21 protein-coding genes and 1 riboswitch are annotated in these 24,895 nt (G+C 70.0%); of the genes, 10 read left to right on the forward strand and 11 right to left on the reverse strand.

Features of this window, described 5'->3' with window-relative positions:
• Nucleotides 1-295: 295 nt before the first annotated feature.
• From CKO41_RS14545 to CKO41_RS14555, 3 genes are read right to left on the reverse strand one after another with little or no spacing between them, the layout of a single operon-like run.
• Nucleotides 296-1,747 carry an RsmB/NOP family class I SAM-dependent RNA methyltransferase gene (locus tag CKO41_RS14545; protein ID WP_200382873.1) on the reverse strand — a complete coding sequence of 484 codons (1,452 nt, stop codon included), beginning with the start codon at nucleotides 1,745-1,747 and terminating at the stop codon, nucleotides 296-298.
• A gap of 6 nt (nucleotides 1,748-1,753) precedes the next feature.
• On the reverse strand, nucleotides 1,754-3,232 hold the full coding sequence (locus CKO41_RS14550; RefSeq protein WP_200253819.1) for a RimK family ATP-grasp domain-containing protein: 1,479 nt from the start codon (nucleotides 3,230-3,232) through the stop codon (nucleotides 1,754-1,756).
• The gene (locus CKO41_RS14555) at nucleotides 3,225-4,352 is read right to left on the reverse strand and encodes a peptidase C39 family protein (protein WP_200253817.1); all 1,128 of its coding nucleotides are present in this window, start codon (nucleotides 4,350-4,352) and stop codon (nucleotides 3,225-3,227) included. The genes CKO41_RS14550 and CKO41_RS14555 overlap by 8 nt, the downstream gene beginning before the upstream one ends.
• Nucleotides 4,353-4,530: 178 nt before the next feature.
• On the opposite strand from CKO41_RS14555, the gene argE reads away from it, so the two are divergent.
• Both argE and fusA read left to right on the forward strand, forming a co-directional pair.
• On the forward strand, nucleotides 4,531-5,709 hold the full coding sequence (gene argE, locus CKO41_RS14560; RefSeq protein ID WP_200382874.1) for an acetylornithine deacetylase: 1,179 nt from the start codon (nucleotides 4,531-4,533) through the stop codon (nucleotides 5,707-5,709).
• Between the two features lie 113 nt (nucleotides 5,710-5,822).
• Complete coding sequence (gene fusA / locus CKO41_RS14565) at nucleotides 5,823-7,868, forward strand: elongation factor G (protein WP_200253813.1); 2,046 nt, start codon at nucleotides 5,823-5,825, stop codon at nucleotides 7,866-7,868.
• Between the two features lie 736 nt (nucleotides 7,869-8,604).
• On the opposite strand, the gene CKO41_RS14570 is transcribed toward fusA, so the two are convergent.
• Complete coding sequence (locus tag CKO41_RS14570) at nucleotides 8,605-9,066, reverse strand: MarR family winged helix-turn-helix transcriptional regulator (RefSeq protein WP_200253811.1); 462 nt, start codon at nucleotides 9,064-9,066, stop codon at nucleotides 8,605-8,607.
• 78 nt (nucleotides 9,067-9,144) lie between these two features.
• Between CKO41_RS14570 and CKO41_RS14575 the strand changes: the two genes are divergently transcribed.
• The 7 genes from CKO41_RS14575 (at nucleotide 9,145) to CKO41_RS14605 (ending at nucleotide 14,448) form a co-directional block, all read left to right on the forward strand.
• A complete protein-coding gene (locus CKO41_RS14575; RefSeq protein ID WP_200253809.1) occupies nucleotides 9,145-9,594 on the forward strand; it encodes a hypothetical protein in 450 nt (149 codons plus the stop codon).
• Nucleotides 9,595-9,681: 87 nt separating this feature from the next.
• Nucleotides 9,682-9,896, forward strand: a riboswitch (cobalamin riboswitch).
• Nucleotides 9,897-10,115: 219 nt separating this feature from the next.
• Nucleotides 10,116-10,850 carry a MotA/TolQ/ExbB proton channel family protein gene (locus CKO41_RS14580; RefSeq protein ID WP_242464348.1) on the forward strand — a complete coding sequence of 245 codons (735 nt, stop codon included), beginning with the start codon at nucleotides 10,116-10,118 and terminating at the stop codon, nucleotides 10,848-10,850.
• Nucleotides 10,840-11,259: an ExbD/TolR family protein gene (locus CKO41_RS14585; RefSeq protein WP_200255554.1), complete on the forward strand. Its 420-nt coding sequence runs from the start codon at nucleotides 10,840-10,842 to the stop codon at nucleotides 11,257-11,259. Before CKO41_RS14580 ends, CKO41_RS14585 begins: the two co-directional genes overlap by 11 nt.
• The gene (locus CKO41_RS14590; protein ID WP_200255552.1) at nucleotides 11,256-11,675 is read left to right on the forward strand and encodes an ExbD/TolR family protein; all 420 of its coding nucleotides are present in this window, start codon (nucleotides 11,256-11,258) and stop codon (nucleotides 11,673-11,675) included. The genes CKO41_RS14585 and CKO41_RS14590 overlap by 4 nt, the downstream gene beginning before the upstream one ends.
• Nucleotides 11,668-12,429, forward strand: coding sequence for an energy transducer TonB (locus CKO41_RS14595; protein WP_200382876.1), 762 nt, complete (start codon nucleotides 11,668-11,670; stop codon nucleotides 12,427-12,429). The genes CKO41_RS14590 and CKO41_RS14595 overlap by 8 nt, the downstream gene beginning before the upstream one ends.
• Nucleotides 12,430-12,434: 5 nt before the next feature.
• Nucleotides 12,435-13,424, forward strand: coding sequence for an ABC transporter substrate-binding protein (locus CKO41_RS14600; RefSeq protein WP_200382878.1), 990 nt, complete (start codon nucleotides 12,435-12,437; stop codon nucleotides 13,422-13,424).
• Nucleotides 13,411-14,448, forward strand: coding sequence for a FecCD family ABC transporter permease (locus tag CKO41_RS14605; protein ID WP_200250006.1), 1,038 nt, complete (start codon nucleotides 13,411-13,413; stop codon nucleotides 14,446-14,448). Before CKO41_RS14600 ends, CKO41_RS14605 begins: the two co-directional genes overlap by 14 nt.
• Nucleotides 14,449-14,506: 58 nt before the next feature.
• Here the strand turns inward: CKO41_RS14605 and CKO41_RS14610 are convergent, their stop codons facing one another.
• Entirely contained in the window at nucleotides 14,507-14,809 is a 303-nt protein-coding gene (locus CKO41_RS14610; protein WP_200250007.1) for a TusE/DsrC/DsvC family sulfur relay protein, read from the reverse strand.
• Nucleotides 14,810-15,085: 276 nt separating this feature from the next.
• On the opposite strand from CKO41_RS14610, the gene CKO41_RS14615 reads away from it, so the two are divergent.
• Complete coding sequence (locus tag CKO41_RS14615) at nucleotides 15,086-15,859, forward strand: ABC transporter ATP-binding protein (RefSeq protein WP_200250008.1); 774 nt, start codon at nucleotides 15,086-15,088, stop codon at nucleotides 15,857-15,859.
• 43 nt (nucleotides 15,860-15,902) lie between these two features.
• Here CKO41_RS14615 and CKO41_RS14620 read toward each other — a convergent pair whose 3' ends face one another.
• From CKO41_RS14620 to CKO41_RS14645, 6 genes are all read right to left on the reverse strand, one after another.
• Complete coding sequence (locus tag CKO41_RS14620; protein WP_200250009.1) at nucleotides 15,903-17,054, reverse strand: RuBisCO large subunit C-terminal-like domain-containing protein; 1,152 nt, start codon at nucleotides 17,052-17,054, stop codon at nucleotides 15,903-15,905.
• A gap of 388 nt (nucleotides 17,055-17,442) precedes the next feature.
• The gene (locus CKO41_RS14625; RefSeq protein WP_242464349.1) at nucleotides 17,443-18,174 is read right to left on the reverse strand and encodes a c-type cytochrome; all 732 of its coding nucleotides are present in this window, start codon (nucleotides 18,172-18,174) and stop codon (nucleotides 17,443-17,445) included.
• Nucleotides 18,175-18,215: 41 nt separating this feature from the next.
• A complete protein-coding gene (locus tag CKO41_RS14630; protein WP_242464350.1) occupies nucleotides 18,216-18,881 on the reverse strand; it encodes a c-type cytochrome in 666 nt (221 codons plus the stop codon).
• A 110-nt stretch (nucleotides 18,882-18,991) separates the two neighbouring features.
• Complete coding sequence (locus CKO41_RS14635; protein WP_200382879.1) at nucleotides 18,992-21,613, reverse strand: MtrB/PioB family decaheme-associated outer membrane protein; 2,622 nt, start codon at nucleotides 21,611-21,613, stop codon at nucleotides 18,992-18,994.
• A 71-nt stretch (nucleotides 21,614-21,684) separates the two neighbouring features.
• On the reverse strand, nucleotides 21,685-22,683 hold the full coding sequence (locus tag CKO41_RS14640) for a DmsE family decaheme c-type cytochrome (RefSeq protein ID WP_200250012.1): 999 nt from the start codon (nucleotides 22,681-22,683) through the stop codon (nucleotides 21,685-21,687).
• Nucleotides 22,684-23,198: 515 nt separating this feature from the next.
• Nucleotides 23,199-23,993: a helix-turn-helix domain-containing protein gene (locus CKO41_RS14645; protein WP_242464351.1), complete on the reverse strand. Its 795-nt coding sequence runs from the start codon at nucleotides 23,991-23,993 to the stop codon at nucleotides 23,199-23,201.
• Nucleotides 23,994-24,895 lie beyond the last annotated feature (902 nt).

Below are 24,895 nucleotides of genomic sequence, written 5' to 3' on the forward strand. Positions count from 1 at the left end.
CGCCGCGCTCATGAAAAACGGAATCGTCCGCTGCGTCAACGGGCTGTAAGAATGGCGAAGGCGTGGCCGCGAAAAGATATCTCGCGCAGAGGCGCAAAGGCGCAGAGAAGAAGAGGAGAAGCGCACTGGTGACATCGATCAATGCTCTTTCTTCACTTTGCGCCTCTGCGTCTCTGCGCGAGCCTCTTCTTGCCAGGTAGCAACAGCGTGCGACATCATGTCGAGGCCGCACCCCGTTTCCGACTCGTTCCCGACGGCCGCCCCACTTCCCTACCCCTCCAAGCCCCACCCTTCGTCAGCGCGCGGCCGGGGCGCCGGCGCAGCCGCTCCAGCGGCTCGGGAACAGGCTTGCGAGCGTGCCGGAGCGGTGCCAGATGGCCAGCCCCAGTGGGAAGCCGCGATAGGTGACGATGACCTGGCCGGGGGCCGCCTCGGCGACCTGTTGGGCAGAAGGCACCAGGTCCTCGCGGGCCAGATAGGCATCGCGCTGCGTCGCCGTCAGTTCCAGGCGGTGCCGAGTGGCCTGGCTGCCGAGCAGCAGGGCGCCGGCCGTCGTGAGCTTCGGCGGGCGGATGTTGGTCCGCTGAAAGAAGAGTCCGCGGCCCTCGGCGCCGGGCGCCACGGGCGGGCGGTGATCGGCGGCGACCAGGTGCAGCCCGCGGCGGGTCTGGCGCTGGATCCGCAGGTCCCGCCACAGCCCCTCGGGCAACCCGTAGCGGTCCGTCAGGGCCTCGACCCAGTCCTCGTCGCCCGGCTCAACCGCGAGCACCGCGGGCGCGGGCTCCGGCTCGCCGGGCACGGTCGGATCCTTCTCCAGGACAGCGACGAAGAAGCCGCCGGTGTCGTTGTCGTGGGGCCAGAGCCGCAGGCACTGCGCCAGGCTCGGATCGAGCGTCCGCCCGGCCCAGGCGGTGACGCCCGGCGCCGTCTTCAGCCCCGGCACCTCGGCGGCGCACAGCCGCAACCGCCCACCCTGCTCGGCGAGGATGTCGGCGACGACCAGTTCGTTCTCCTCCGGCGCGAAGGTGCAGGTCGAATAGACGATGCGCCCACCCGGCCGACAGCGCTGCACGGCCTTGCGCAGCAGCGCGCGCTGGCGAGCGGCGAGCCGTTCGGAGAGGGCGACGTCGAGGTCGGCGGCGCGGTCGGGGTTGCGGCGCAGCGTGCCCTCGCTCGAGCAGGGGGCATCGACGAGGATCCGGTCGAACTGACCGGCCGCGGTCGGGAAGTTCGCCCCGTCGCCGCGCGTCACCGTCGTGTTGACGATCCCCAAGCGATCCAGATTGCCGACCAGGGCCTTGATCCGCTCCGCGGCCAGGTCGTTGGCGACGAGGGTGCCGCGGTTGCCGAGGGCAAAGGCGATCTGGGCCGTCTTGCCGCCCGGGGCGGCGCACAGATCGAGCACGCGCTGGCCGGGGGCGAGATCGAGCAGGGTCACCGGCAGCTGCGAGGCCTCCTCCTGGGCGTGGGCGAGCCCGGCGCAGTACCACCAGTGGCGCCCGGAGCGCACCCCGGGCGCAAGGCGCAGCCCGTCCGCCCGCCAGGCCAGTGGCGCGGCGGCGATCCCCTCCCCGGCCAGCAGCTCGGCCAGCGCCCCGGCCGCGATGCGCGCCGGGTTGGCCCATAGGCAGGTCGGCAACGGCCGCGCGATCGCCTCGCAGAAGGCCGGCCAGTCGTCGATCAGGTCGCGGTAGCGCGTCAGCGACGCAAGCAGGGCCGGGAGATCGGTGCGGCGGCGGGCGGTCATGTCGCGTCACCGCGGGGCGCCACGCCGCCGGTCGAGCCGCGCGACCAACTCGCCGATGATGGCCCGGTAGAGGTCGTCGCCGAGCACCTTGTCCTCGATGCCGGCGTCGAGGTTCGGGTTGTCGTTGACCTCGATGACGACCGGGCCGTGCGCGGTCACCTTGACGTCGACGCCGTAGAGGCCGTTGCCGATCAGGTTGGCCGCCTTGAGCGCCGCGCGCACGACCGCGGCCGGCGCGTCCTCGACGGCGACCGTCTCGAACAGCCCCTCCTCGTGATGACCATCGCCGTCGTGGCGCACGATCTGCCAGTGGGCCTCGCTCATGAAGTACTTGCAGGCGTAGAGCGGCCGGCGCCCGAGGATGCCGATGCGCCAGTCGAACTCGGTATAGAGGTATTCCTGGGCGAGGATCAGGTCGGACTGCTTGAAGAGCTTCGCGGCGATGCGCTGGAGCTCGGCGCGGTCGGCGGCCTTGAAGACCCCACGCGAGAACGACCCCTCGGGGATCTTGACGACGATCGGATAGGGGATCTCGGCCTCGGCATCGAGCAGGCTCTCGCGGCGCAGGATCAGGGTCTTGGGCCGCGGCACGCGGTTGGCCTCGAGCAGCTCGGCGAGATAGACCTTGTTCGTGCAGCGCAGGATCGAGTCCGGGTCGTCGATGACCGCCATCCCTTCGCTGTCGGCCTTCTTCGCGAAACGGAAGGTATGATGGCCGATCTGGGTCGTCTCGCGGATCAGCAGGGCGTCGTACTCGGCCAGGCGGCCGTAGTCCTTGCGCTGGATCAGCTCGACATTGACGCCGAGGGCCTTGCCGGCGCGCACGAAGCGCTGCAGCGCCTTGGGGTTCGACGGCGGCAGCTCCTCGGCCGGGTCGTGGAGGATCGCCAGGTCGTACTTGTAGGTGAGCCGCGCGCGCGGCTGGCGCCAGCGCTGCGATAGATAGCGCTCGAGCGCGGCGAAGAACTCGCCCTCCTGCTCGCCGGAGAGGCCGTCGATCGGCAGCGCCTTGATCCCGCCGATACGCCAGGTGCCATGCAGGCGGAACTCGACCCGCAGGATCGGACAGCGGAAGGCCTCGAAGATCTGCCGCGCCAGCGGCTCGAGCTCCTTGACCCCGCAGTGGCCGACGAAGATGGTCAGCTCGTAGCCGGTCGGCACCAGGCCGCCCTTGCGTCGCCCAAGCGACTTCTGCGCCTGGGCGTTGAGCTCCTCGGTCGAGAGGTTGTAGATGTCGCGGCTGGAGAGGTCCTGGATCGTGCGCACGGTCGGGATCACCTTGTGACCGCGGGCCTCGGCGAGCAGCGAGCAGTAATAGCCGATGCTGAGATAGCGATAGCTGCGGCACAGGTTGATGACGCGCAGCTGCTTGTGGGCCGAGTAGTCGCCGCTCGCCAGGTAGTCGCGAGCGGTGACGACCGGCAGGCGCGGGAAGCCCGGCTTCCAGTCCGCGGGCTGCTCGACGAGCAGGATGTGCTCAGCCATCGGTGCGCCCGGCCTCGTCTTCGCCGCGCGAGATCAGCACCACCGCCTGTAGGCCGGCCCGACCGTAGCGGGCCATGCGGCGAAATTCGCTCTTCTGAATCGGCATGTTGATCGAATCCGACGGCGTCTCGCCGTTCTCGTAGTCGATATAGGGGTCGTGGACATAGACGAAGTGCTCGTCGAAGCCGGTCACGACGACCCAGTGGGGAAACCGCTCCTCGTAGATCCGGTAGGAGCTGATCAGCACCAGGGGCATCGCCCCCGCCTCGAAGCGCGCGAGCAGCTCCTCGAGGGTCAACGTCGCGTAGGTCAGCGGGATGCCCAGCCGCGTCACCTCGGCGAGCATGTCCTCGTGGACCAGGCGCATGACCTCCTTCTTCTCCGGGCTGCGCACCGAGTCGACGAGCGGCACGCCGCGGTCGTTGACATAGAGTTCGACGGCGAAGCCGCGCCGCAGGGCGGCCAGCGCCAGGCCGAACGGGCCGCAACCGCCGTGGCCCGAGGTCATGAAGATCGTCGTCGCCTCGCGCCAGATCCGCAGCTCCAGCGTGCGATCGAGGGTCAGCGCCGGCTCCAGGGCCTTCATCGCCATCATCAGCGCCGAGGAACCGCAGGTGAAGTCCAGCGTCTGTTCGTAGAAGGGCACCCGGGTCAGCGCCGGCGACGGGGCCGGGGTCAGCATCTTCTCGTAGCGCACGGCCTCCATGTGGTCTTCATAGTAGTCCGAGAGGACACCGAATTGATGGTAGCCGAGCCCCTCGAAGAGGGCGCGCGAGGCCTGGTTGTCGACCCGGATCTCCAGCCGGACGAAGGGCCGCTCGGCCTGCCAGGCGGCCTGCTCCGCGGCGCCGACCAGGGCCCGCCCGACACCCCGACCGCGCGCCGCCGCGCCGACCGCGATCGAGTAGAGCCGCGCCACCGCGGTGGCCTTGCTGAAGAGCAGCATCACGTAACCGAGGATCTGTCCGGCGTCCTCGGCGACCAACGTCTTGGCCCGGGCCCGCGAGAGCATGTAGCGGAACTGGCGCCGCGAGATCCGATCGCTCGCGAAGCAGGCCTGCTCCAGGGCGACGAGGGCATCGAGGTCGGCGACGACGGCGGGGCGGATCTGACAGGGCACTGGCTGGGGCGGCTCGCAGGGGCTAATCTGGCATCCATCGCGACCAGCGGGGACGCGGCGAGCCCGCTGGTCGCGCAGATTCTACGCCGAAGCGCCACCCGCCCATAGGGGGCTGGCCGATACCCCTCTCGCCGCACCCGTCGGGCGCCCGCACCGAGCGCCGCCCAGGAGACAGACGATGTCCCGACCCGTGCCGTCCTTGCGCCAGATGCTCGAAGGGCTGATCGCCACCCCGTCGGTGAGCAGCAGCCAGCCCGATCGCGACCAGAGCAATCGGCCGCTGCTGGAGTTGCTGGCCACCTGGCTCGCCGATGCCGGCTTCGCGGTCGAGATCCTCGCGCTGCCCGGGCGGCCGGACAAGGCCAACCTGATCGCCACCCTCGGGGGCGGCGTCCGTGGCCCGAATGGCCCAGAGGGACTCGTGCTCGCTGGTCATGCCGACACCGTGCCCTTCGACGGCCACCTCTGGCGACACGACCCGCTGCGCCTGACCGAGGAGGGCGGCCGCCTCTACGGACTCGGCACCTCGGACATGAAGTCCTTCTTCGCCCTCGCGATCGAGGCCGCCCGCGGGCTCGCCCCCGAGGCCCTGCGCCGACCGCTGACGATCCTCGCCACCGCCGACGAGGAGTCGGCGATGCACGGCGCCCGCGCCCTGCTCGAGGCCGGCCGCCCGCTCGGGCGCTACGCCCTGATCGGCGAGCCGACCGGGCTGCGCCCGGTGCGGCTGAACAAGGGCGTCATGGGCGAGGCGATCCGCCTCGTCGGGCGCAGCGGCCATGCCAGCGACCCGAGCCTCGGCCTCAGCGCACTGGAGGGCATGCACGCGGTCCTGACCGAGCTGCTCGCGTGGCGCGAGGAGCTCGCCGCGCAGCACCGCCACTCGGCCTTCGCGATCCCCTACCCGACGATCAACCCGGGCTACATCCACGGCGGCGACAACGCCAACCGCATCTGCGGCGAGTGCGAGCTGCACCTCGACCTGCGCCTGCTGCCGGGGCTGACCCCGGAGGCGCTGCGCGCCGGGCTCGAGCGGCGGGTCGCCGCGGTCGCCGCCGCGCGTGGCCTGCAATGGGAGGTCACCGCCCTCTTCCCGAGCATCCCGCCGGCCGAGACGCCGGCCGACTCGGCGATCGTCGAGGCCGCCGAGGCCCTGACCGGCCACCCGGCCGAGGCGGTCAACTTCGGCACCGAGGCGCCCTTCTTCAACGCGCTCGGCCTGGAGACCATCGTCCTCGGCCCAGGCGACATCGCCCAGGCCCACCAGCCGGACGAGTACCTCGAGGCCGCCCGCATCGCGCCGATGATCGAGCTGCTCCGGGGGCTGATCCGCCGCTTCTGCCTCGACGCCGCCTAGGATCCTCGCTCAGCGAGTTACGATACAATGACGTGCGTTTGTCACCACAGCCTTTTCGTCGTGGCGCATCGCGATGCGCCTTGCCTTTCAAGCTCGGAATAAAGGTTCTACTCATGTCAGACTACGATGCCGAGGACGTCCGCAACATCGCGCTGGTCGGCCACGCCGGCTCCGGCAAGACGACCCTCGTCGAGGCGCTGCTCGCCGCCACCGGCGCCATCGCCGCGCCGGGCTCGATCGAGAAGGGGACGACCGTCTGCGACCACGACGCCCTCGAGAAGGAGCTGCGCCACTCGCTCGACGTCGCGATCACGAGCTGCAACAGCCAGGGCAAGCACGTCAATCTGATCGACACCCCCGGGGCGCCCGACTTCCTCGGTCGCGCGATCTCGGCCCTGACCGCCGTCGAGACCGCGGTCATCGTCGTCAACGCCCGGGCCGGCATCGAGCCCGTCACCCACCGGATGATGAAGGCCGCCGACCGGCGCAATCTGTGCCGGATGATCCTCGTCAACCAGATCGACGCCCCGGAGGCCGACCTCGCCACCCTGACCGACGAGATCCGCGAGACCTTCGGCAGCGAGTGCCTACCGATCAACCTGCCGGCCGACGGCGGCCAGCGCGTCATCGACTGCTTCTTCCGCCCGGGCGGCGAGGCGACCGACTTCTCGTCGGTCGAGGAGGCCCACAGCCGGATCATCGACCAGGTCGTCGAGGTCGACGAGGCGCTGATGGAGGTCTATCTGGAGCAGGGCCAGGCGCTCGAGCCCGAGCAGCTCCACGATGCCTTCGAGGAGGCCCTGCGCGAGGCACACCTGATCCCGATCTGCTATGTCTCGGCCCAGACCGGGGCCGGCATCCCCGAGCTGCTCGACATCCTGGTGCGACTGATGCCGAACCCGGCCGAGGGCAATCCGCCGCCGTTCATGAAGGGCGAAGGGGCCCGGATGACCCCGGTCCAGGTCACGCCCGACCCGCGCCTGCATGCGATCGCCCATGTCTTCAAGGTCGTCAACGACCCGTTCCGCGGCAAGCTCGGCGTCTTTCGCATCCACCAGGGCCGCATCGCGACCGACAGCCAACTCTTCATCGGCGACGCCCGCAAGCCCTTCAAGGTCAATCACCTCTATCGCCTCCACGGGGCCGAGCAGATCGAGGTCGCCGAAGGGGTACCGGGCGACATCCTGGCCGTGGCGCGGGTCGAGGACATCCACTTCGACGCGGTGCTGCACGACTCCCACGACGAGGACCACTACCACCTCAGATCGATCGAGTGCCCGGTGCCGCTGTTCGGGCTGGCCATCAACCCGATCAAGCGCGGCGACGAGCAGAAGCTCACCGACGCCCTGCACAAGCTCCAGGCCGAAGACCCCTGCCTGCACATCGAGCACAACGCCTCGGCCAACGAGACCGTCCTGCGCGGCCTAGGCGAGCAGCACCTGCGCGTCCTGCTCAAGCGCCTCGCCGATCAGTTCCACGTCGAGGTCGACACCAAGCCCCCGAGCATCCCCTACCGCGAGACGATCGCGGCGCCGGCCGAGGGCCACCACCGGCACAAGAAGCAGACCGGCGGAGCCGGCCAGTTCGGCGAGGTCTTCCTGCGCATCGAACCGCTCGAGCGCGGGGGCGGCTTCGAGTTCGTCGACGCCACCGTCGGCGGCTCGATCCCCGGCCAGTTCATCCCGTCGATCGAGAAGGGCGTCCGCCAGGTCCTCGACGAGGGCGCGATCGCCGGCTATCCGCTCCAGGACCTCCGCGTCTCGGTCTACGACGGCAAGCACCACCCGGTCGACTCGAAGGACATCGCCTTCGTCACCGCCGGGCGCAAGGCCTTCCTCGACGCCATCGACAAGGCCCGCCCGGTGGTCCTGGAACCGATCGTCAAGATCCGCATCGCCGCCCAGAACCAGGCGATGGGCGACATCGCCGGCGACCTCTCCGGGCGGCGCGGGCGCATCAGCGGCAGCGAATCGCGCAGCGACGGGCGCATCATCGTCGAGGGCGAGGTCCCACTGGCCGAACTCGAGGGCTACGAATCGCGGCTGAAATCGATGACCGGCGGCAACGGCACCTACAACATCGAACTCAGCCACTACGAGCCCGTGCCCGGCAACATCCAGAAACAGCTCTGCGACGCCTTCAAACGCGCCGAGGAATAGGTTACGCCTCGCGCACCCGTCGCCGTGCGGGGCGCGAATGCCCCGCCATCTTCAGCCGGCCGTCGGGTTACGCCCCAAGGGGCTAACCCGACCTACGGCTTCGGCGACATCGGCACGGCCCGTAGCCCGTAGGTCGGGTGAGGCGCGCCGGCACGGCGATCGCTGACAACGAATAGGCCCACGCGCGCCGTAACCCGACAGCGGCCTCGGCGGGCGCCGCGTCGCCGGCCGTCGGGTTACGCCCCGAGGGGCTAACCCGACCTACGGCTCCGGCGACATCGGCACGGCCCGTAGGTCGGGTGAGGCGCGCCGGCACGGCGATCGCTGACAACGAATAGGCCCGCGCGCGCCGTAACCCGACAGCGGCCTCTGGGCGCCGCGTCGCCGGCCGTCGGGTTACGACCCGAGGGGCTAACCCGACCTACGGCTCCGGCGACATCGGCACGGCCCGTAGGTCGGGTTAGGCGCGCCGGCACGGCGATCGCTGACAACGAATTGGCCCGCGCGCGCCGTAACCCGACGGCGGCCTCGGCGGGCGCCGCGCCGCCGGCCGTCGGGTTACGCCCCGAGGGGCTAACCCGACCTACGGCTCCGGCGACATCGGCACGACCCGTAGGTCGGGTTAGGCGCGCCGCACGGCGGTCGCTGACAACGAATAGGCCCGCGCGCGCCGTAACCCGACAGCGGCCTCGCTGGCCGCCGCGTGGCCCGCTGTCGGGTTACGCGCCCCGAGGGATCAAGGCGACCTGCCCGCCGCGTCGTCCGGCACCCCCGTTTGCAACGCGGCGATGATTCGGCACATCGCATCGACGAAGCTCGCGCGCTCGCCCGGCGAGAGTACCGCGAGGGCACGGTCGTTCACCTCGTCGGCGGCCGCGGTGGCGGCCGCCTCGAGGGCGCGCGCCGCCGCCGTCAGCCAGATCCGCTGGACGCGGCCGTCGGCGGCATCCTTCCTGCGGACGACCAGGCCGTCACGCTCCATCCGCGCCAGGGTGTTGGCCATCGTCGGCTGCTCGATGTCGAGGCGCTCGATCAGTTCGCGCTGGGTGAGGCCATCGCCCTCCCAGAGGACCAGCAGCGCCGGGAAGGTGCCGATGCTCAGGCCCAGCGGCTTGATCCGGGCCTGGAGTTCGCGCGCGAAGAGCCGCGCCATATGGTTGGCGAGATAGCCCGCCGACTGGTCTCGGATGAATCCCATGACCCTTCGTACCATTTGCATAGCCAGCAATGCAATGTTATATAGCTTGCTATGTTTAATCCGGTACGGAGTTCGATCATGCTGCAACACGTCCATCGGATCGCCGCGGCGCTGGCGCTCCTGACGATCCTGACCTTCTGGCTCGCCACCTTGATCGCCGAGACCCTCGGCCAGCCGGCGACCGTCGTCGCGGTCAAGACGGCGATCCCCTGGGGATTCTTCTTGCTCATCCCGGCCCTCGCGACCGCCGGAGGGTCAGGCCTGGCGCTCGCGAAGCGCCGGACCGCGAAGCGGGTCGCGGCGAAGCGCCGACGCATGCCGATCGTCGCCGCGAACGGCCTGCTGGTCCTGATCCCTTGCGCGTTGTTTCTGTCCGTCAAGGCGCGCGCCGGCGAGTTCGATGCGCCCTTCTACGCCGTCCAGGCCGTTGAGCTCGTCGCCGGAGCCGTCAACATCGCGCTGCTCGCGCTGAGCCTGCGCGACGGCCTGCGGCTGAGCGGTCGGCTGGGCGGTGCACCGCCCGCCTGAGACGCGCAGCGTACGGCGTGCGTCCCCGACCTTTTGGGTCAGCGCCTCGAATTCGTCGCGGTGCCCTTGAATCCCCTTCGCCCTTTCGTTTATTTTGGCCACGATGGTTCCCCTCATCGGGGATGAAATGGGAACAGGGTGCGGACGGCAACGCTGCCTCCTCCAATGCCCTGGCTGCCCCCGCAACTGTAGGCGGCGAGCCCCGGCTCAGACGATGCCACTGGTCCGTTTCGCGACCGGGAAGGCCGAGCCGAGGGCAGCGACCCGCGAGCCAGGAGACCGGCCATCGCCTGCATCGCCTAACCGCCGGCCGGGGTGCGCCGACGGTGCGGTCTGCCGTTTTGGCGATGCCGTGAACGCGTTGCGGCACCGAGACGGCCAGATCGACGGGCGCCCGAGTCGATCTCCCCTCCCCCGATCTGCCCGATCCCGCCCTGAGCGCCGCCTGTCCGCCGGCGTCGCGGGCAGGGTCGCGACGCGCTGGCCACCGACCCTGACCGCAGCTGACCCGGAGACCGGCGATGGAGCCCTCGTCCACCCACCTTGCCACGGCCGCGAGTCCGACCGCCGTGGGACTCGATGCCATGACCGAGCGGCTGCTCGGGCTGTTCCAGGACGGCGGGCCGATCCTCGCGATCCTGGCCGTCGCCTCCGTCGTCGCCCTGACGCTGATGTTGCTCAAGCTCCTGCAGTTCGCGCGCCTGCGGGTCGGCGCCCGCGGCTTCGTCGGCGAGGCGCTGGCCCTCTGGCGATCAGGTCGCACGAGCGAGGCCCAGGCGCGCCTCGCCGCGACCCCGAACCCGATCGCCCCGATCCTCGCGGCGGCGATGCGGGGCCTCGCGGGGAGCGGCGGCAAGCCCGCACCGGCCGTGCGCGAGGAGGTCCTGCGCGAGGCCGCCGCCCAGCAGAAGCGCCTCGCCAGCCATGCCCGCGGCCTGGATGTGATCGCCACGCTCGCCCCGCTGCTCGGCCTGCTCGGCACCGTGCTCGGGATGATCGACGCCTTCCGCGAACTGGAGGCCGCCGGCGGGCGCGCCGATCCCGCGCTGCTGGCCGGCGGCATCTGGGAGGCGCTGCTGACGACGGCCGCGGGCCTGGCCATCGCGATCCCGGCCGCCGCCGCCGTGCACTGGATCGAGTCGGTCGTCGAGGGGATCCGTCACGATGCCGAGGACGCCGTCACGCGCCTCTTCACCGGCGCCCTCCCGGCCACGCCGATCACCGCCCCGCCGCGCGTCCAGGCCGATGCACCTTGAGCCCCTCGCCCGACCCAGACGCGGGCTGCGGCTCGCCCCGCTGGTCGACGTCGTCTTCCTGCTGCTGGTCTTCTTCATGCTCGTCGCACGGCTGGAGACGCCCCGGGCGATCCCCATCGACCCGCCGGCGGCCGGCGGCGGTGGCCTGGCCGGCGCGGTGCTGGTGCGCGTCGATGCCGCCGGGCGGCTCGACGTCAATGGGACCCCGGCCACCCTCGCCGGCCTCCCCGAGGCACTCGCTAAGCTGCGCGCACGCGACCCCGAGCCGCGCGTGCTGCTGCAGCCGGCGCCCGGACTGCCGCTCCAGGGGCTGGTACGGGTCCTCGATGCGCTCGCGGCCGCCGGGGTCACCGATCCGCTCCTGCTCGAGCGCCGCGCCGCCGATGACGTCGGGGACACCGACCGATGAGACTCCCGCCACGCCCATCGTACCGCCCGCGCGAGCCGATCGGCCCGCTCGTCGACATCGTCTTCCTGCTGTTGATCTTCTTCTTGCTCGCCGGGACGCTCGAGCCGGTCGCGCCGCTGGAGGTCGCCCCGCCCCAGGCGGCGCGCCCCGGCGAACCCTTCGACGGGCCGATCCGGGTACAGCTCGCGGCCGATGGGCGACTCGGCCTCGATGGCCAGGTGCTGAGCGACGCGGCACTGGCGGCCGCGATCGACGCACGCCTGGCCGCGGCCGAGACCCAGCCCGCGATCCAGATCGAGGCCGACGGCGGCGCCCCGAGCGGCGTGGTCCTGGACCTGCTCGGGCGGCTGCGGGCCGTCGGCGCCGAGCGGCTGGCGCTCGTGGCCATCGCCGAGAGACCCCACGCCGATGACTGACGGTGGCACCTTCAGCGGCCGGCAATGGACCCTCGCGGGCGGGCTCGCGCTCGCACTGCATGGCCTGCTCGCCTGGGCCTGGCTCGCGGCGACGCCGCCGCTCGCACCGGCGAGCGGCGGCCAGGGCGGCCTCAGGGTCGGGACCCTGTCGCTCGGCGCCGCCGCGGCACCGCGCGTGACGGCGGTCGCGCCCGAGGCGCCGACCCGGCCCGCGCCGCTGCCGACGGCGACCCAGACGATGACCGAGGTCGCGCCACGGCCCGATGCGCCGACACCGCCGCCCACGGCGACCCAGGCCGACGAGCGCGCGCCGGCCGAGCCCAAGACCCGACCGCGCGCGCCGGGCCAACGCCCCACCCAGCGGCCGACCGAGCGCGCCACGGAGCGCGCCGTGGAGCACGCAAGTACCGCCACGCGGCGCAGCGACGAGGGCGGACATGCCGGGGACGACAGCGGTCGCGAGGGCGGGGTCGGCGTGGACCGCGAGGCCCGGCCGCTGCCGGGCAATCCCCGCCCCGCGTATCCGCGGTTGGCCCGCCGCCAGGGGATCGAGGGGCGGGTCCTGATCCGCGTCGCGGTGCTCGACTCCGGCCGGGTCGGCCATGCCGAGGTGAGCCGCGGCAGCGGCGCACGGGCGCTCGACGACGCGGCGCTCGCGGCCGTGCGGCGCTGGCGCTTCCACCCGGCCCTACGCCGCGGCCAGGCGATCGCCGCGACGGTCACGGTGCCGGTCGTCTTCCGGCTCGAGGACTGACGGCCATGGCCCGGATCTCAGGGGGCGCCTGGGCGCTGGCGCTCGTCTCGGCGGCGGCCCTGGTCCTCGTCCTGACCCTGCTCGACCCGCCGAGCGACGCCTTCGTCGCCGGTGGCGACCTGGGCGGCACCCAAGTCGTCGGCGAGGGCTTCCCGAAGCGCCTGATCGACCCGCTCGGGCGCGCGCATACCCTCACGGCGCCGCCGACGCGGATCGTCTCGGCGATCCTCGCCGGCGACGAGATGCTCGCCGGCCTGGTCGCGCCCGAGCGGGTCGTCGCCGTCACCCACCTGGTCGACGATGCCGGCATCTCGAACGTCGCCGGCCACTACCCGGCGACGATCCCGCGCATCGCCGGCGACATCGAGGCCCTGCTCGCGCCCCGCCCGGACCTGGTCATCGTCTCGACCCTGAGCGACGCGCTCGCGGTGCGGCTCCTATTGCGCGCCGGGGTCGCGGTGGCCCGCTTCGCCGCCTTCGACAGCTTCGCCGAGGTCATCGCCAACATCGAGACCCTGGGCGCGATCCTGGGTACGGAGCCGCGCGCCGCGGCCCTCGTCGCCGACCTGCGCCGGCGCCTCGCCGACGTCGCACGACAGGTCGCCGGGCGGCCGGCGCCGCGCGTCCTCTTCTACAGCCGCAGCGGCTCGACCGGCGGCCCGGGCAGCCTGACCGACGAGATGATCGCGCTCGCCGGCGGCTACAATGTGATCCGCGACACCGGCATCACCGGCCATCGGCGCGTGACGCCGGAGCTCGCGATCGCGCTGCAACCCGAGGTCATCATCGTCAGCGACTGGTCGGGCAGCGGTGCCGGCGAGGTCGACTGGCTGCGCGACGCGCCGGCCTGGCGCCAGGTCCCGGCGGTGCGCGACGGGCGCCTCCATGCGCTGCGCGGCGCCTGGGTCACGTCCGGCTCGCAGTTCCGCGTCGCCGGGGTCGAGGCCCTCGCCCGCCTGCTGCACCCGGAGGCCTTCGCCGATGCCGCCCGCTGAACCGCGCCGCAACCGGCTGCCGGCCGTCCTCGCGACGCTGCTGCTGGCGCTGGTGGCGACGCTCGTGGCCGCGACCCTGATCGGGCCGGCCCGGATCGGGGTCGCCGACCTGCTCTCGCTCTTCGGCGGCGGCCGCGGCGCGCAGGCGACCTGGCAACAGACGATCCTCTGGCAGGTGCGCCTGCCGCGGGTCCTGACCGGCGCCCTGGTCGGCGCCGCGCTGGCCCTGAGCGGCGCCGTCCTGCAAGGGCTTTTCCGCAACCCGCTCGCCTCGCCGAGCGTGCTCGGCGTCTCCTCGGGGGCGAGCCTCGGGGCCGTGCTGACGATCTTCCTCGGCCTGTCGGCGACCCAGGTCTGGGCGCTGCCGCTCGGCGCCTTCGCCGGCGCGCTGGCGACCCTCCTGGTCGTCTACGCGATCGCGAGCCACGGCGGGCGCACGCCGCTCGCGACCCTGCTCCTCGCCGGCATCGCGGTCGGTGCCTTCAACGTCGCGATGAGCTCGTTCGTGCTCGCGATCGCGCTGGAGAGTTGGGAGGTGGGACGGACCATCGTCTACTGGACGATGGGCGGCCTCGACGGGGCCACCTGGGATCATGTGACGTTGATCGCGCCTGTGCTCGCGCTCGGGCTCGCACTGGTCACGAGCCACCAGCGCGAGCTCGACGCCCTGCTGGTCGGCGAGGTCCATGCGGCCGCGACCGGCGTCGACGTGGCACGGACCCGGCTCCTGCTCCTCGTCGCGACGGCCCTGCTCACGGGCGCGGCCGTCGCCGTGGCCGGCGGCATCGGTTTCATCGGGCTCGTGGTGCCGCACATCGTGCGGCTCCTGGTCGGACCGCAGCACCGGGCGCTGCTGCCGCTCTCGGCGCTGACCGGGGCCTGGATCCTGGTCCTCGCCGACCTGCTGCTGCGCGGCCTCCTCGGCGAGCACGCGATCCCGCTCGGCGTCGTCACGGCGGCGATGGGGGCGCCCTTCTTCCTGTTCCTGCTGCTGCGCCAACAGCGGCGCGGCCTCGATGGCTAAACCGATGGCTGATGCGACGGGAAAACACAACGGCGCGGCGCAGCGGTGCGCGGACCCCTCAGACGCAGCCGGTCGGCTTCGGCAGGCCGCCCCATTTGCAGATGAGCTTCATCGGTCCCTTCTTGAAGATGTCGTACAGGTCCTTGGTCGAGACCTTCTGCTTCTTCGCGAAGATTCGGATCGGCGGCACGACCCCGTCCTCGTCGTACATCGCGCGCGCCTCGCGGATGAAGCCCATGACCTGGTCGGTCATCTCGAAGTCGTCGGCGCGGGCCAACTCGATCGCGACCTCCTCGCTCCAGTCGTCGCGATCGAGGAGAAACCCTTCGTTGTCCAACGGGACGGTAACGGCAGCGGTCATGGGCGGTGTCCTCCAGAGCGAAATAGTAGGAATTATCGATGTACGCGCAAAGGGTGGAGGCACGGCCGGGGGTTTCAACCTAAGAACGGCAGTTGACCGCTTCATCATGGATCCAAGTGGTTGAAATCGCGCGGAGGCTCTACGTGGGTCCTGCTCACCCGCTCGGTGAAGGCCGCTACGGCACCCGCCGCACGTCGCGCGCGGCGCACCTCGTGCACCGTCCAACTGCCGCTATTAGGTTCAACCGGAAGGTCCGCCAGGACAGAGGCGAACGGGATGATTCGGATACGGAATCTGACGATGGACTATGGCCGGGGGGCCGTGCTCGCGGGCCTGGACCTCGACCTCGCCCCCGGGCCGATGGTCGGCCTGATCGGCCCGAACGGGGCCGGCAAGTCGACGCTGCTCAAGCTCCTGATGGGCCTGATGCGCCCGAGCGGCGGTACGATCGCGCTCGACGGCCGCCCCCTGCCCGGCTATCGCCGCCGCGCGCTGGCCCAGCGCGTGACGCTGGTGCCGCAGGACACCCGGATCGGCTTCGCCTTCCGCGTCGAGGAGATCGTCGCGATGGGCCGCAACCCGCATCTCGGGCGCTTCGAGGTCCCGGGCGAGGCCGACCTCGCGCGGATCCGCCGGGCGATGGTCCAGACCGGCATCGCCGCCCTCGCCGAGCGGCCCGTCGACACCCTCTCCAGCGGCGAGCGCCAGCGCGCGATCATCGCCCGGGCGATCGCCCAGGAGACCCGGGTCCTGCTGCTCGACGAGGTCACCGCGAACCTCGACCTCTGCCACCAGCTCGCGGTCCTCGAGCTGGTCCGCGACCTCGCCCGTGGCGGTCGGCTCGTCGTCGCCGCGATCCACGACCTGACACTGGCCGCGCGCTTCTGCGACCGGCTGATCCTGCTCGCCGACGGACGGGTCGGCGCCGACGGGGCACCGCACACCGTGCTGACCGAGGCCAACCTGCGGCGCTTCTTCGGCGTCGAGGCACGCGTCGAGACCGGCCCCGGCGACGGGGATCTGCGCATCACGGCGCTGCGCGCCGCCTGAACGCCGGCGGGCGATTGTGCGCGATCGTGGACGGCGGGATGCGCTACGGCCCCGCGGCGGCCTCGGCCCGCGCGACGAAGCGCCGGCAGGTCGCGACCAGGTCCGGCCCCTGGGCATGCAGGTCGCCGCCGATCAGCAGGATGCAGTCGCGGCCGTAGAAGTCGCCGAGCTCCTCGACCCGCTCGAGGCGCAGCCCCCCGGCCGGCACCGGCAGGATCGGGCGGATCGCGCCCATCGCGCAGGTCGCCCCGTCGACGAGGTCGCGGCACTCGGCCTGCGTGAAGGCGAAGCGCCCGCCCCAGTGCGGAAAGATGGCCGCGTCGGCGCCGGCCAGCCGGTTGAGCTGACCGAACAGGACGCCGTGCGAGAGGCCCGCATCCGGATTCACGCAGTAGGCCCCCTGGAAGGCCGGGTGGCTCAGGATCGGCAGCGCCAGCGCGTCGTCGTCGGCCAACGCGCGCAGCGCATCGAGGCCGACGAGCCCGGGGCAGACGAGGAGCCCGCCCGCCCCGACCGCCTTGGCCTGGCGGGCGCGCCCGACGATCTCATCGGCCGGGGCCGTGACATTGGGCAGGTAGAGACTGCGCCCGCCGGTCTCGCGGTTCGCCCGCGCGACCGCCTCGGCGCAGCGCGCGACCCGCTCGGCGAACGGGCAGAAGGCATGGTCGGCGAGGCCGTGGTCGTCCTTGATCAGGTCGATGCCGCCGAGCGCAAGCCGGTACGCGAGCGCCGCGAGGGCCTCGGGCGAGCGCCCCATCGGCTTGATCGCGGTGCACAGCAGCGGCCGCCCCTGGACCCCGACCCGATCGCGCAGGCCGGGCGCGCCGAAGCGCGGGCCGCGATACTGGCGGAGCAGCGATTCGGGCAGCCTGACGCGGTGCAGCCGCACCCCGGGTTGGAGGCTGACGTTGCCGAACAGGACATTGATGAGCTGGGTCAGCTCGCGACCGGCGACCTCGACCGGGTAGCGGATCACGACCTCGAAGCGCTCGCCGTCGAGCGGCGCGAGCGACGCGATCTCGCCGATGATCTGGGCGCGGATCGCCGGGTCGTCGATCAGCGCCTCGGGGAACTCGACGGTCTGCTCGACGCAGATGGCGCGGGCGCGCGCCTCGACCTCTTCGGGCCGGCAGGCGAGGCGATAGACGGCGGCGAGGCGCTCGCCGCTCAGGGACAGGGTTCGATCGTGGATCATCTCGGGCTCGGGCGCTGGCGATCCACCGCCCGGCGACGCGGCGGCCGCCCGTCGCCCGGTGGAACGGGGGCACTATAACCCGTTCGGCGACACGCCGGGCGGGCACGTCCCTGTGCCGCCCCCCGGCGCCCAGCGCCCGTCTCGCCGAGACGATACGAGAGCGCTGGCGGCAAGCCACCGCCTTACATCCCTGTGGTCACCCCTTTTCCGTGAGCACCGCTTCAGGAACGGTGCAGAGACGACCGACACGAGCGCGGGGAAGACCAGAAACTACGCACCGAAAGTCGCGAAAAACAGCGGACAGTCGTATTCGTACTCAGTCTTTTCGCGTGTTTCGCGTGTTTCGTAGTCCTAAGAAGATGCGCCGGTCGTTCTCGAGTCAGGTCACTTACTGGGCGTCGACGGCCGCCTCGCCCGGCGCCGCCCCCTTGAGCGGCAGCCGCGACATGTAATCGGAGACCGCCATCACATCGTCGTCCGTGTAGCCCTCGATGACCTCGACCATCTCGGGGTTCGCGTTGCGCCGCCGCCCGTCGCGGATGTCGCGCGACTCGCGCAGCAGATAGGCGTAGTGCTGACCGGAGACGCGCGGGTAGAAGTCTTCCGCGTCGCCCAGGCCATCGGGGCCGTGACAGCTCAGGCAATCGTTGCGGTAGAGGAGCTCGCCGCGCTCCAGATCCGTACCGGGGCCCTTGCCGTTGTCCGGCGTCACCGGCAACTCGGCGAGGTAGGCGGCGATGTCGGCGATCTCCTGGACGCTGATCACATGCTCGGTCAGGAAGGGGTACTCGGTCGGGTTGTCGCGCCGGCCGGCCCGCACATCCGTCATCTGTTTGATCAGCACCGTCGCGTGCTGGCCGGCGAGGCGCGGGTAGTAGCCCTCCACATCGCCCGGGGCGCCGAAGCCATGGCAACCCTGGCAGACGTCGAAGGAGATCTCGCCTCGGACCGCATTGCCCTCGGCCTTCAACGCCAGCAGCTTCTCCTCCTCGCGCTCGTTCCAGACGTAGCCCGGCGACTCGATCCCGGGCGCCCGCGGCTGGGCCGGCTCGTCGGCGGCGCCGGCGAGCCCGGCCCCGACGGCGATGAGGACCGCCCCCAAGAGCATTCTGGTCGTCATCCGTTCAGTCATGATTCGCTCCCCTGGCTGCCTGTCTCTCATCACTGCATGCTCGCAACATACTGGGCCACCGCCTGGATCTCCTCCGGCGTCATGCGCCCGGCCACGGTACGCATCAGCCGGCCGCGGTCGTTGGTACGCGTGTCGTTCTTGAACAGCGTCAACTGCTCGGCCACGTAGGGGGCATTCTGACCGGCGATCATGACCGAACGCGGCGTGCCCGAGCCGTCCGGCTTGTGACAGCCGGCACAGGCCGGCACGCCATTGGCCTTGTTACCCTCATGGTAGAGCTCGCGGCCGCGCTCGACGAGGCCCGGATCCGTGACGACGCCGTCGTGGCGCCGCTGCGAGGCGAAGTGGGCGGCCAGCGCGCGCATCTCGTTGCGCGAGAGGTCGCTGGCGAAGGCCTGCATCGCCTCGTGCTTGCGGGCGCCGCTCGCGTAGTCGGCGAGCTGCTTCTCGAGGTACTCGGCATGCAGGCCGGCCAGTTTCGGGAAGGCCGGCACCAGGGCGTTGCCGTCCATCGTGTGACAGGCGATACAGAGGTTGCTGATGATCTCGGGGGCGTCCCGCGCCTGACCGGGCGCGGGCAGGACCACCAGGGACAGCAGCGGCAGCAGCCGCAGGGCCGTGCGGCGACGGCCTCGCCGCGCGTGACCGGTGGCGCCCGTCAGCGGGCCGCCGCCTTGGTAGACTGGATTGCGCAATCGTCGATCCTCCAAGCTGGCATTGAACGTTCGGACATTGTCGGCCGCGGGACCGCGGCCGCCGCCCGTTGTCGTGATGACGGACCCTCAGGACAGGCCTTGCCCCGCCCTCAGAAGGACAACTGCACGAAGAGACCCACGACGTGGTCGTGATAGTCCTCGGGACCGCTGTCGAGATAGACGGTGTTGTTCGTCGGCGCCGGATTCCCCTCGACACCGTCGTAGTGCCAGTCGTCGATCTTCCCGTACTCGTAGCGATAGAGGCCGCGGATCGCCAGGCTCTTGGAGATCGGGTACAGCAGGTTCAGATCGAGGATGTGCTGGGTGGTCTCCAGATCGGAGAAGCCGTTGCCGACCTGCGCAGGATCCTCCGCCCCCCCCAAGACACTCGCGTTGTAGTCGTAGCTGTACTCGGTCACCCCGGTGATGAACGAGTAGTCGAGCTTGACGATGAACCGTCCGAAATCGTACCGCCCGCCCAGGCCGAAGACGTGATAGCGATCGTCCGACTCCGTGTTCCAGATATCCACGAGGTCGTAGATCTGACCCCCGAGCTTGGCGCACTCGGTCTCCCAATTGTCCTCCGTGACGCCGTCTACGCCGATGATGCAGGTGGTGTTGGACTCCACACCCGTCTGCTCCATGTGTCCCTGCTGATAGGTGTAGAAGCCGTAGAGCCCGAGCTTGTCGGAGGGTTGGAAATTGACGTCGATCGTGCCCGTCGCCCGATAGTCGTGGTCGGTGCGACCGATATCCGAGTTCGGGTACTCGTCGTCACGATAATTCAGGGTCAGACCGACGTCCGTCGCCTCCGTGGCGATCAGATTGAGGCGCCCGTTCAGATTCAGCCGATTCCGGTCGGCGAGATCGAACTTGCGCATCGCGGTGGTCTCGTTGATCCAGGTCCGCACGTTCGCCCCGTCCGAGGTATCCGGCTCCCCGAGCGACGCGGCCCGGAACGCCTGATAGGGATTGGTCACATAGTCGTCGCCGCGCCGCTCGCCGTAGTCGGCCGAGAGGCGCAGCGTGCCGAAGTCGAAGCCGCGGTTCACATAGCCGAGCTTGACCATGTTCTCCCAGGTTTCCTCCCGCTCGCGATGGTTGCGGTCGTACTCCTCGCGCTCCAGCGTCAGGTTCAGCGTCGAGCCCGGGGTCAGGCGGTAGTCACCCCCCAGGACGTAGTTGGTCTGGCTGTAGTCGAACGGGATGTTGCGGATCGGATTGGCGGGGTTCGACGGCGTGAGGCCGAGCGCCCGCGCCGCGGCCAGGTCGCAACCGGCGGCCGCGTAGGCCGACTCCAGATCGGCACCGCTACCGTCGTTGATCAGCATGCCCCACTGACCGGTGAGCGGGTTGCAGGCCCAATACTCGGTGTCGTTGTCGGTCTCGTAGTAGCGGATCTTGCCCTTGACGTCCAACTTGTCCACCGGCCGAAGCGAGAGGCCGACATCGAAGAGCATGGTATCGATCGCCGCATCGGCGGACTGCTGCGACAGGGCGGCCGTGGTGTTCCAGACATCGTCGGTCGGGATCCCGCCGATCGAGCCACCGGTCAGCGAATTGCTGGTCGGGGCGATCAGGTCGTCGTCCTGACGCAGCCAGCTGAACGAGGCGAGCGCCGTGAACCGCGCCTGCCAGAACTCCGGCATCGAACGGGCATACTCGCCCTTGACGTTCCAGTAGTCGTTGTCGGGATAGAGGTCGAAGGTCCCGGTCGTGAAGGCGGTCGCGGGGACCCCGGCGACGGCGTTGTTCACCGAGATGGTCAGCGGATTCTCGAACGTGAAGGTATCGATGTTGTTGCGGAACAGCGAGGCCGTCACGCCGAGGTTCAGGTTGTTGACCCCGTCGTCGTAGCGCAACCCGGCATAGAGGTCATGCGTGTCGTAGTCGATCGGCTCGGGGATCTCGATGTCACCGCCACCGCCACCGCCGCCGAAGATGACGCCGAAGGGTCGCGACCCCTCGCGGTTCTCCTTGCTGTAGGTCGCGAGGAACTGCCAGCGATCGTTGAGGCGCTTGTCGAGACTCAGCCCCCCCTTCTGACGCACGATGCCGAGTTCGGAGAACCCCGTCTGGTCCAGCTCGGAGGCGATGTTGGCGCGCGTCGTCGCCGCGTCCCCGGACGGGTCGCCGCCGGCAGGCAGGTCCTTCAGATACAGATAGCCGCTGTCGGTGTCGGTCCACAGCGACCGGTAACGGCTCGTGAAGACGTGCGGGGTCTCGTTGTAGAAGACCTTGCCGCGCCAGTCGTTGTAGCGGCCGAACTCGAGCCCGTAGAACTGGTCGTCGTAACCCAACCCGCCACCGAGGGCCTCCAGATAGCCGGCGCTGTCGGGGTTGTGGGCTTGGAACTCGAAATTGTTGAGATAGAGCCCCGTGTCGAGATCCTTGTACTTCCTGAACCAGGCATTGTCCTCGTCGCCGGAGACGACGATCCCCCCGACCTCGATCGAGCCCGAATAGACCCAGCCGGACGAGGTCGTCGACTGCTCCTTCGGCAGGGGATCCCAATCGTAGAGCTGACCGGTCGGCGTGCGCGAGTGCAGCTTGACATCCAGCCCCTCGGGGTCGAGCACATCGATCCGATTGAGGGTCGTCGGATTCAGCGCATTGCCGAGCATGGTGTCCACGCCGACGGCGGAGTCGGCCTGGACCGTCACGGCCGCCGTCTGGGCGAGCGCGGCGCCGACGCAGCAGGTCAGGAGCTTCAGGCGGAATGTCGTTGTCATAGCGGCAGACCTCGGCGACAGGGCGAGTTTCGAGCGGCCGGTAGAGCGAACGATACGAGTGCGGCTTCGGCTCATCGCTGGAACCTCGCACCGGAGGGGTGATTGCTGCCATGGATCTGCGTATGGCAGTTCTGACAGGAACGGCCGATGACGCGCTGGCTGGGTGCGCTGCCATCGGCTGTGTTGCTGGCGTTGTAGAAGGTGCTGCGGTGGAAGAACTGGTTATGGCACTGCTGGCAGAGGAAGGGTCGGGCCGTGACCAGCAGCTTGTCGTGGTTCGAGCCGTGCGGGAGGTGGCAGTTGGTGCAACGCTCGCGCACCGGGGCATGCTCCCAGATGAAGGGGCCGCGCTTCTCGGCGTGGCACTGGTAGCAGACCTCGTTGACGCTGTCCGCCTTGAGCAGGGGGCTGGTCGGCGAGCCATGCGGGTTGTGGCAGTCCTCGCAGCTCATCTTGCCCTCGGGCACCGGCATGTGCGAGCGGCGCTTGAACTCGGCGCGCTGCTGCGCGTGGCAGGTGTAGCAGGTCTCGGCGATGCTCTTCTTCTTCAGATCCCCGGTCGCCGAATAGTCGTACATCGGGTTGTGGCAGTCCGAGCAGGCGAGATTGTTGGCATCATGCGTCGAATTGACCCAATGGAGCCGCTGCCCGCCTTGATGACAGCTCAGGCACTGGGCGTTCTGCTTCTCCACCGGGGTCCCCCAGGTGCGGGTGAAGCCGATGATCAGGTCCTTGTCCCAGGTCTCCTCGGCGTGCAGGGAGCCGGGCCCATGGCAGGCCTCGCAGACCTGCTGCTCCTTCTCGTTGCGCGGATTGAGGTCGAAGGCCCTACCGTGGGCAGTCTGGCTGACGTGCTCCTCGGCGTGGGCATGACACTCCATGCAGACCTGCTTGCCGACGTAGATGGCCGGCGAGTAGTTCGCGCCGCTCGCCGGTGCGCCGTCGGCGGCCTCGGAGACGCGCGTCTCGGTGTTGGGACTACAGGAGATCAACAGCAGGGCGAACAGCCCCGCGGCGACCCGGTAGATCGGGCCGATGCTGACGGCGGAAGACGTGACTGGACTCTTCATTTGGCTATCTATCCCTCTCTCGGGGGCTTGGCTGACCGAAAGGGGAGCGGCCTCCTCGGGGCGCGGGCGCAGGCCTGCACCGCCGCCGAGGACCACTCGGCGATTCACTGCGAGCTGGGAGAGAGATGGACGACTTGGAAAAGGCGGAGCGTGACCAAAGACCGATCACGCCCATCCCCGCAACCAAGCCACCTGTCGACCGACGGCCCGACAGGCGATCCCCCTTGTGCAATCTTCTTGTTATCTGTCGTTCTTATCGGCCGTCGGCCCGGTTGGCCGGGACGATTCGGCCTCGCCGGGCCGCGGCGGCGACCTTCGACGGCGATTGCGCCTTATCCAGGTGCAAGGCAAGTCTGCCAAAGGCATTGGGGCCAGGTATTGCCGCTGAACGCCAGGGTTATTGCCTAATTGTGACAAGGGATCCTCGTCGAGTGGCACGGGCGATCAGACGGACCCGCCCCATCGATTGGAGCACCGCATCACCGCGCGGCGGCGGGCAACCCTGAGGGACGCGCTCATCTCCTCGCAAGGCCAGCGTCGGTGAGCTCGGCACGCGGCGCCTCGCGCTGACCCTGGCGCCGGACCTCGCGCGGCGCGATGCCGAAGCGACGACGAAAGGCCCGGCTGAAATGGGCCTGGTCGTTGAAGCCCCAGGCGTAAGCGATGTCGCTGATTGACCGGCTGGCCGAACCGGCATCGCGTAGCTCCCGGTAGCAGTTTTCGAGGCGCTGCATCCAGACCCAACGCATCAGCGAGATGGGTTCGCTCGCGAACAAACGGTGAATCTGCCGCGGCGAGAGCTGCACCCCGTCGGCGATCTGCTCGACGGAGAGTTCGGGGTTGCGCAGGTTCTCGTGGGCGAAGCGCTTGACCCGCTCGCGCTGGTACAGGGAACGCTGGATGCAATCGGCATTGGCCGGCACGGCGAAGCACACCACCGCCCCGATCAGATCGATGAGCGCGTTGGCGATGCCTTGATGGCCGGCGACACCGAGGGTATCGCGCCAACGCTGCAAGGACCGGACGGCATCGAGGAGCACGGCCGGGACGCCGGCGCCACCTGGGATCGGCCGCATCAGGGCCGCCCGCCAGAGCGGAAAGCGCTCGGCGAACTCCTGCTCCGGCACATTGACGAGGGCCATCTCGAAGGGCTCGGTCAGGGACATCTCCAACGGCCGTGCGCCGCGGACCAGACAGAGCGCGCCGGCCCCCAACTCGACGACCTCGTCGCCCTGGCGCACCGCCGCCCGACCGGCCAGTAGGACCATGACGATCAATGACGCCGCCGCCGGCTCGGGTGCGGCCTCCAAATCGATCGGTCCACCACGGACCCAGACGACATCGGCCCGGCCGATATCTTGGCTGACGAAAGACGGGGCACGCTGAGGATCCCGCGGGACCTGCTGCGACCGGGTCACGACCTCTCGCAAGGCTTCGACGAGCGATAGGCACGGGGGATGCGGCGGCGCCTCTGGGACCTTCGCGAGCGATGAGGAAATTGTCGATGGCGGCATGGCAATTCTCCGGCTCGTGTCCGCTTTTTTTCCACAATGGGATTACATCATTCACCGCCTGATTGATAATTGTCAATCTTGGTTGCCGTCAAGGGCGACTGACAGACCATCCTGCAAGTGATTTATTAAATTCGCATATTCGCCCTGTATCGAGCACCGCCTCCGCAACGACCCCGGCTTCGGCACATGGCCAGGCGGCGCCGATCGGCCGCCAGCAGCTCACGATAAGTCTACGAAACCGCACCGCGCCGGACGCCAAGGCCCGATCGACGGCCACGGGCCTCCGACGCGGCCCCGAGAAGGCGCAGAGGCGACGAGTCGAGGACAACCGATCCGTCGCATTGGAACGACCAGAGGCACCGAAACACGCGAAAGGGCCGAACAGATACAGGATCAGTTGCCCTTTTTCGCGACTTTCGCGTATTTACTAGTGTCTTGCCGCCCTCGCCCTCGTTTCGGCTGCTGCTGCATCGTTTCCAAGGCGAAAAGGGCCGCCGATGGCCAATCGCCAGGGCACTCCGGTGACACACGAAGCGGTACCACCGGGCAGCGGATCGCCCCGCCCTGTCTCGCCAGGGCTGATCCGTTCTGATTCGCCGTGCCAGCGCGCCCAACCCCGCCCCCTCGCACGGCGCCGCGGCCCGTAGGTCGGGTTAGCCCCCCGCGGGGGCGTAACCCGACGGCCGACACCGTGGCGC

It is taken from the genome of Thiococcus pfennigii, from assembly GCF_016583835.1.
Taxonomy (GTDB): domain Bacteria; phylum Pseudomonadota; class Gammaproteobacteria; order Chromatiales; family Chromatiaceae; genus Thiococcus; species Thiococcus pfennigii.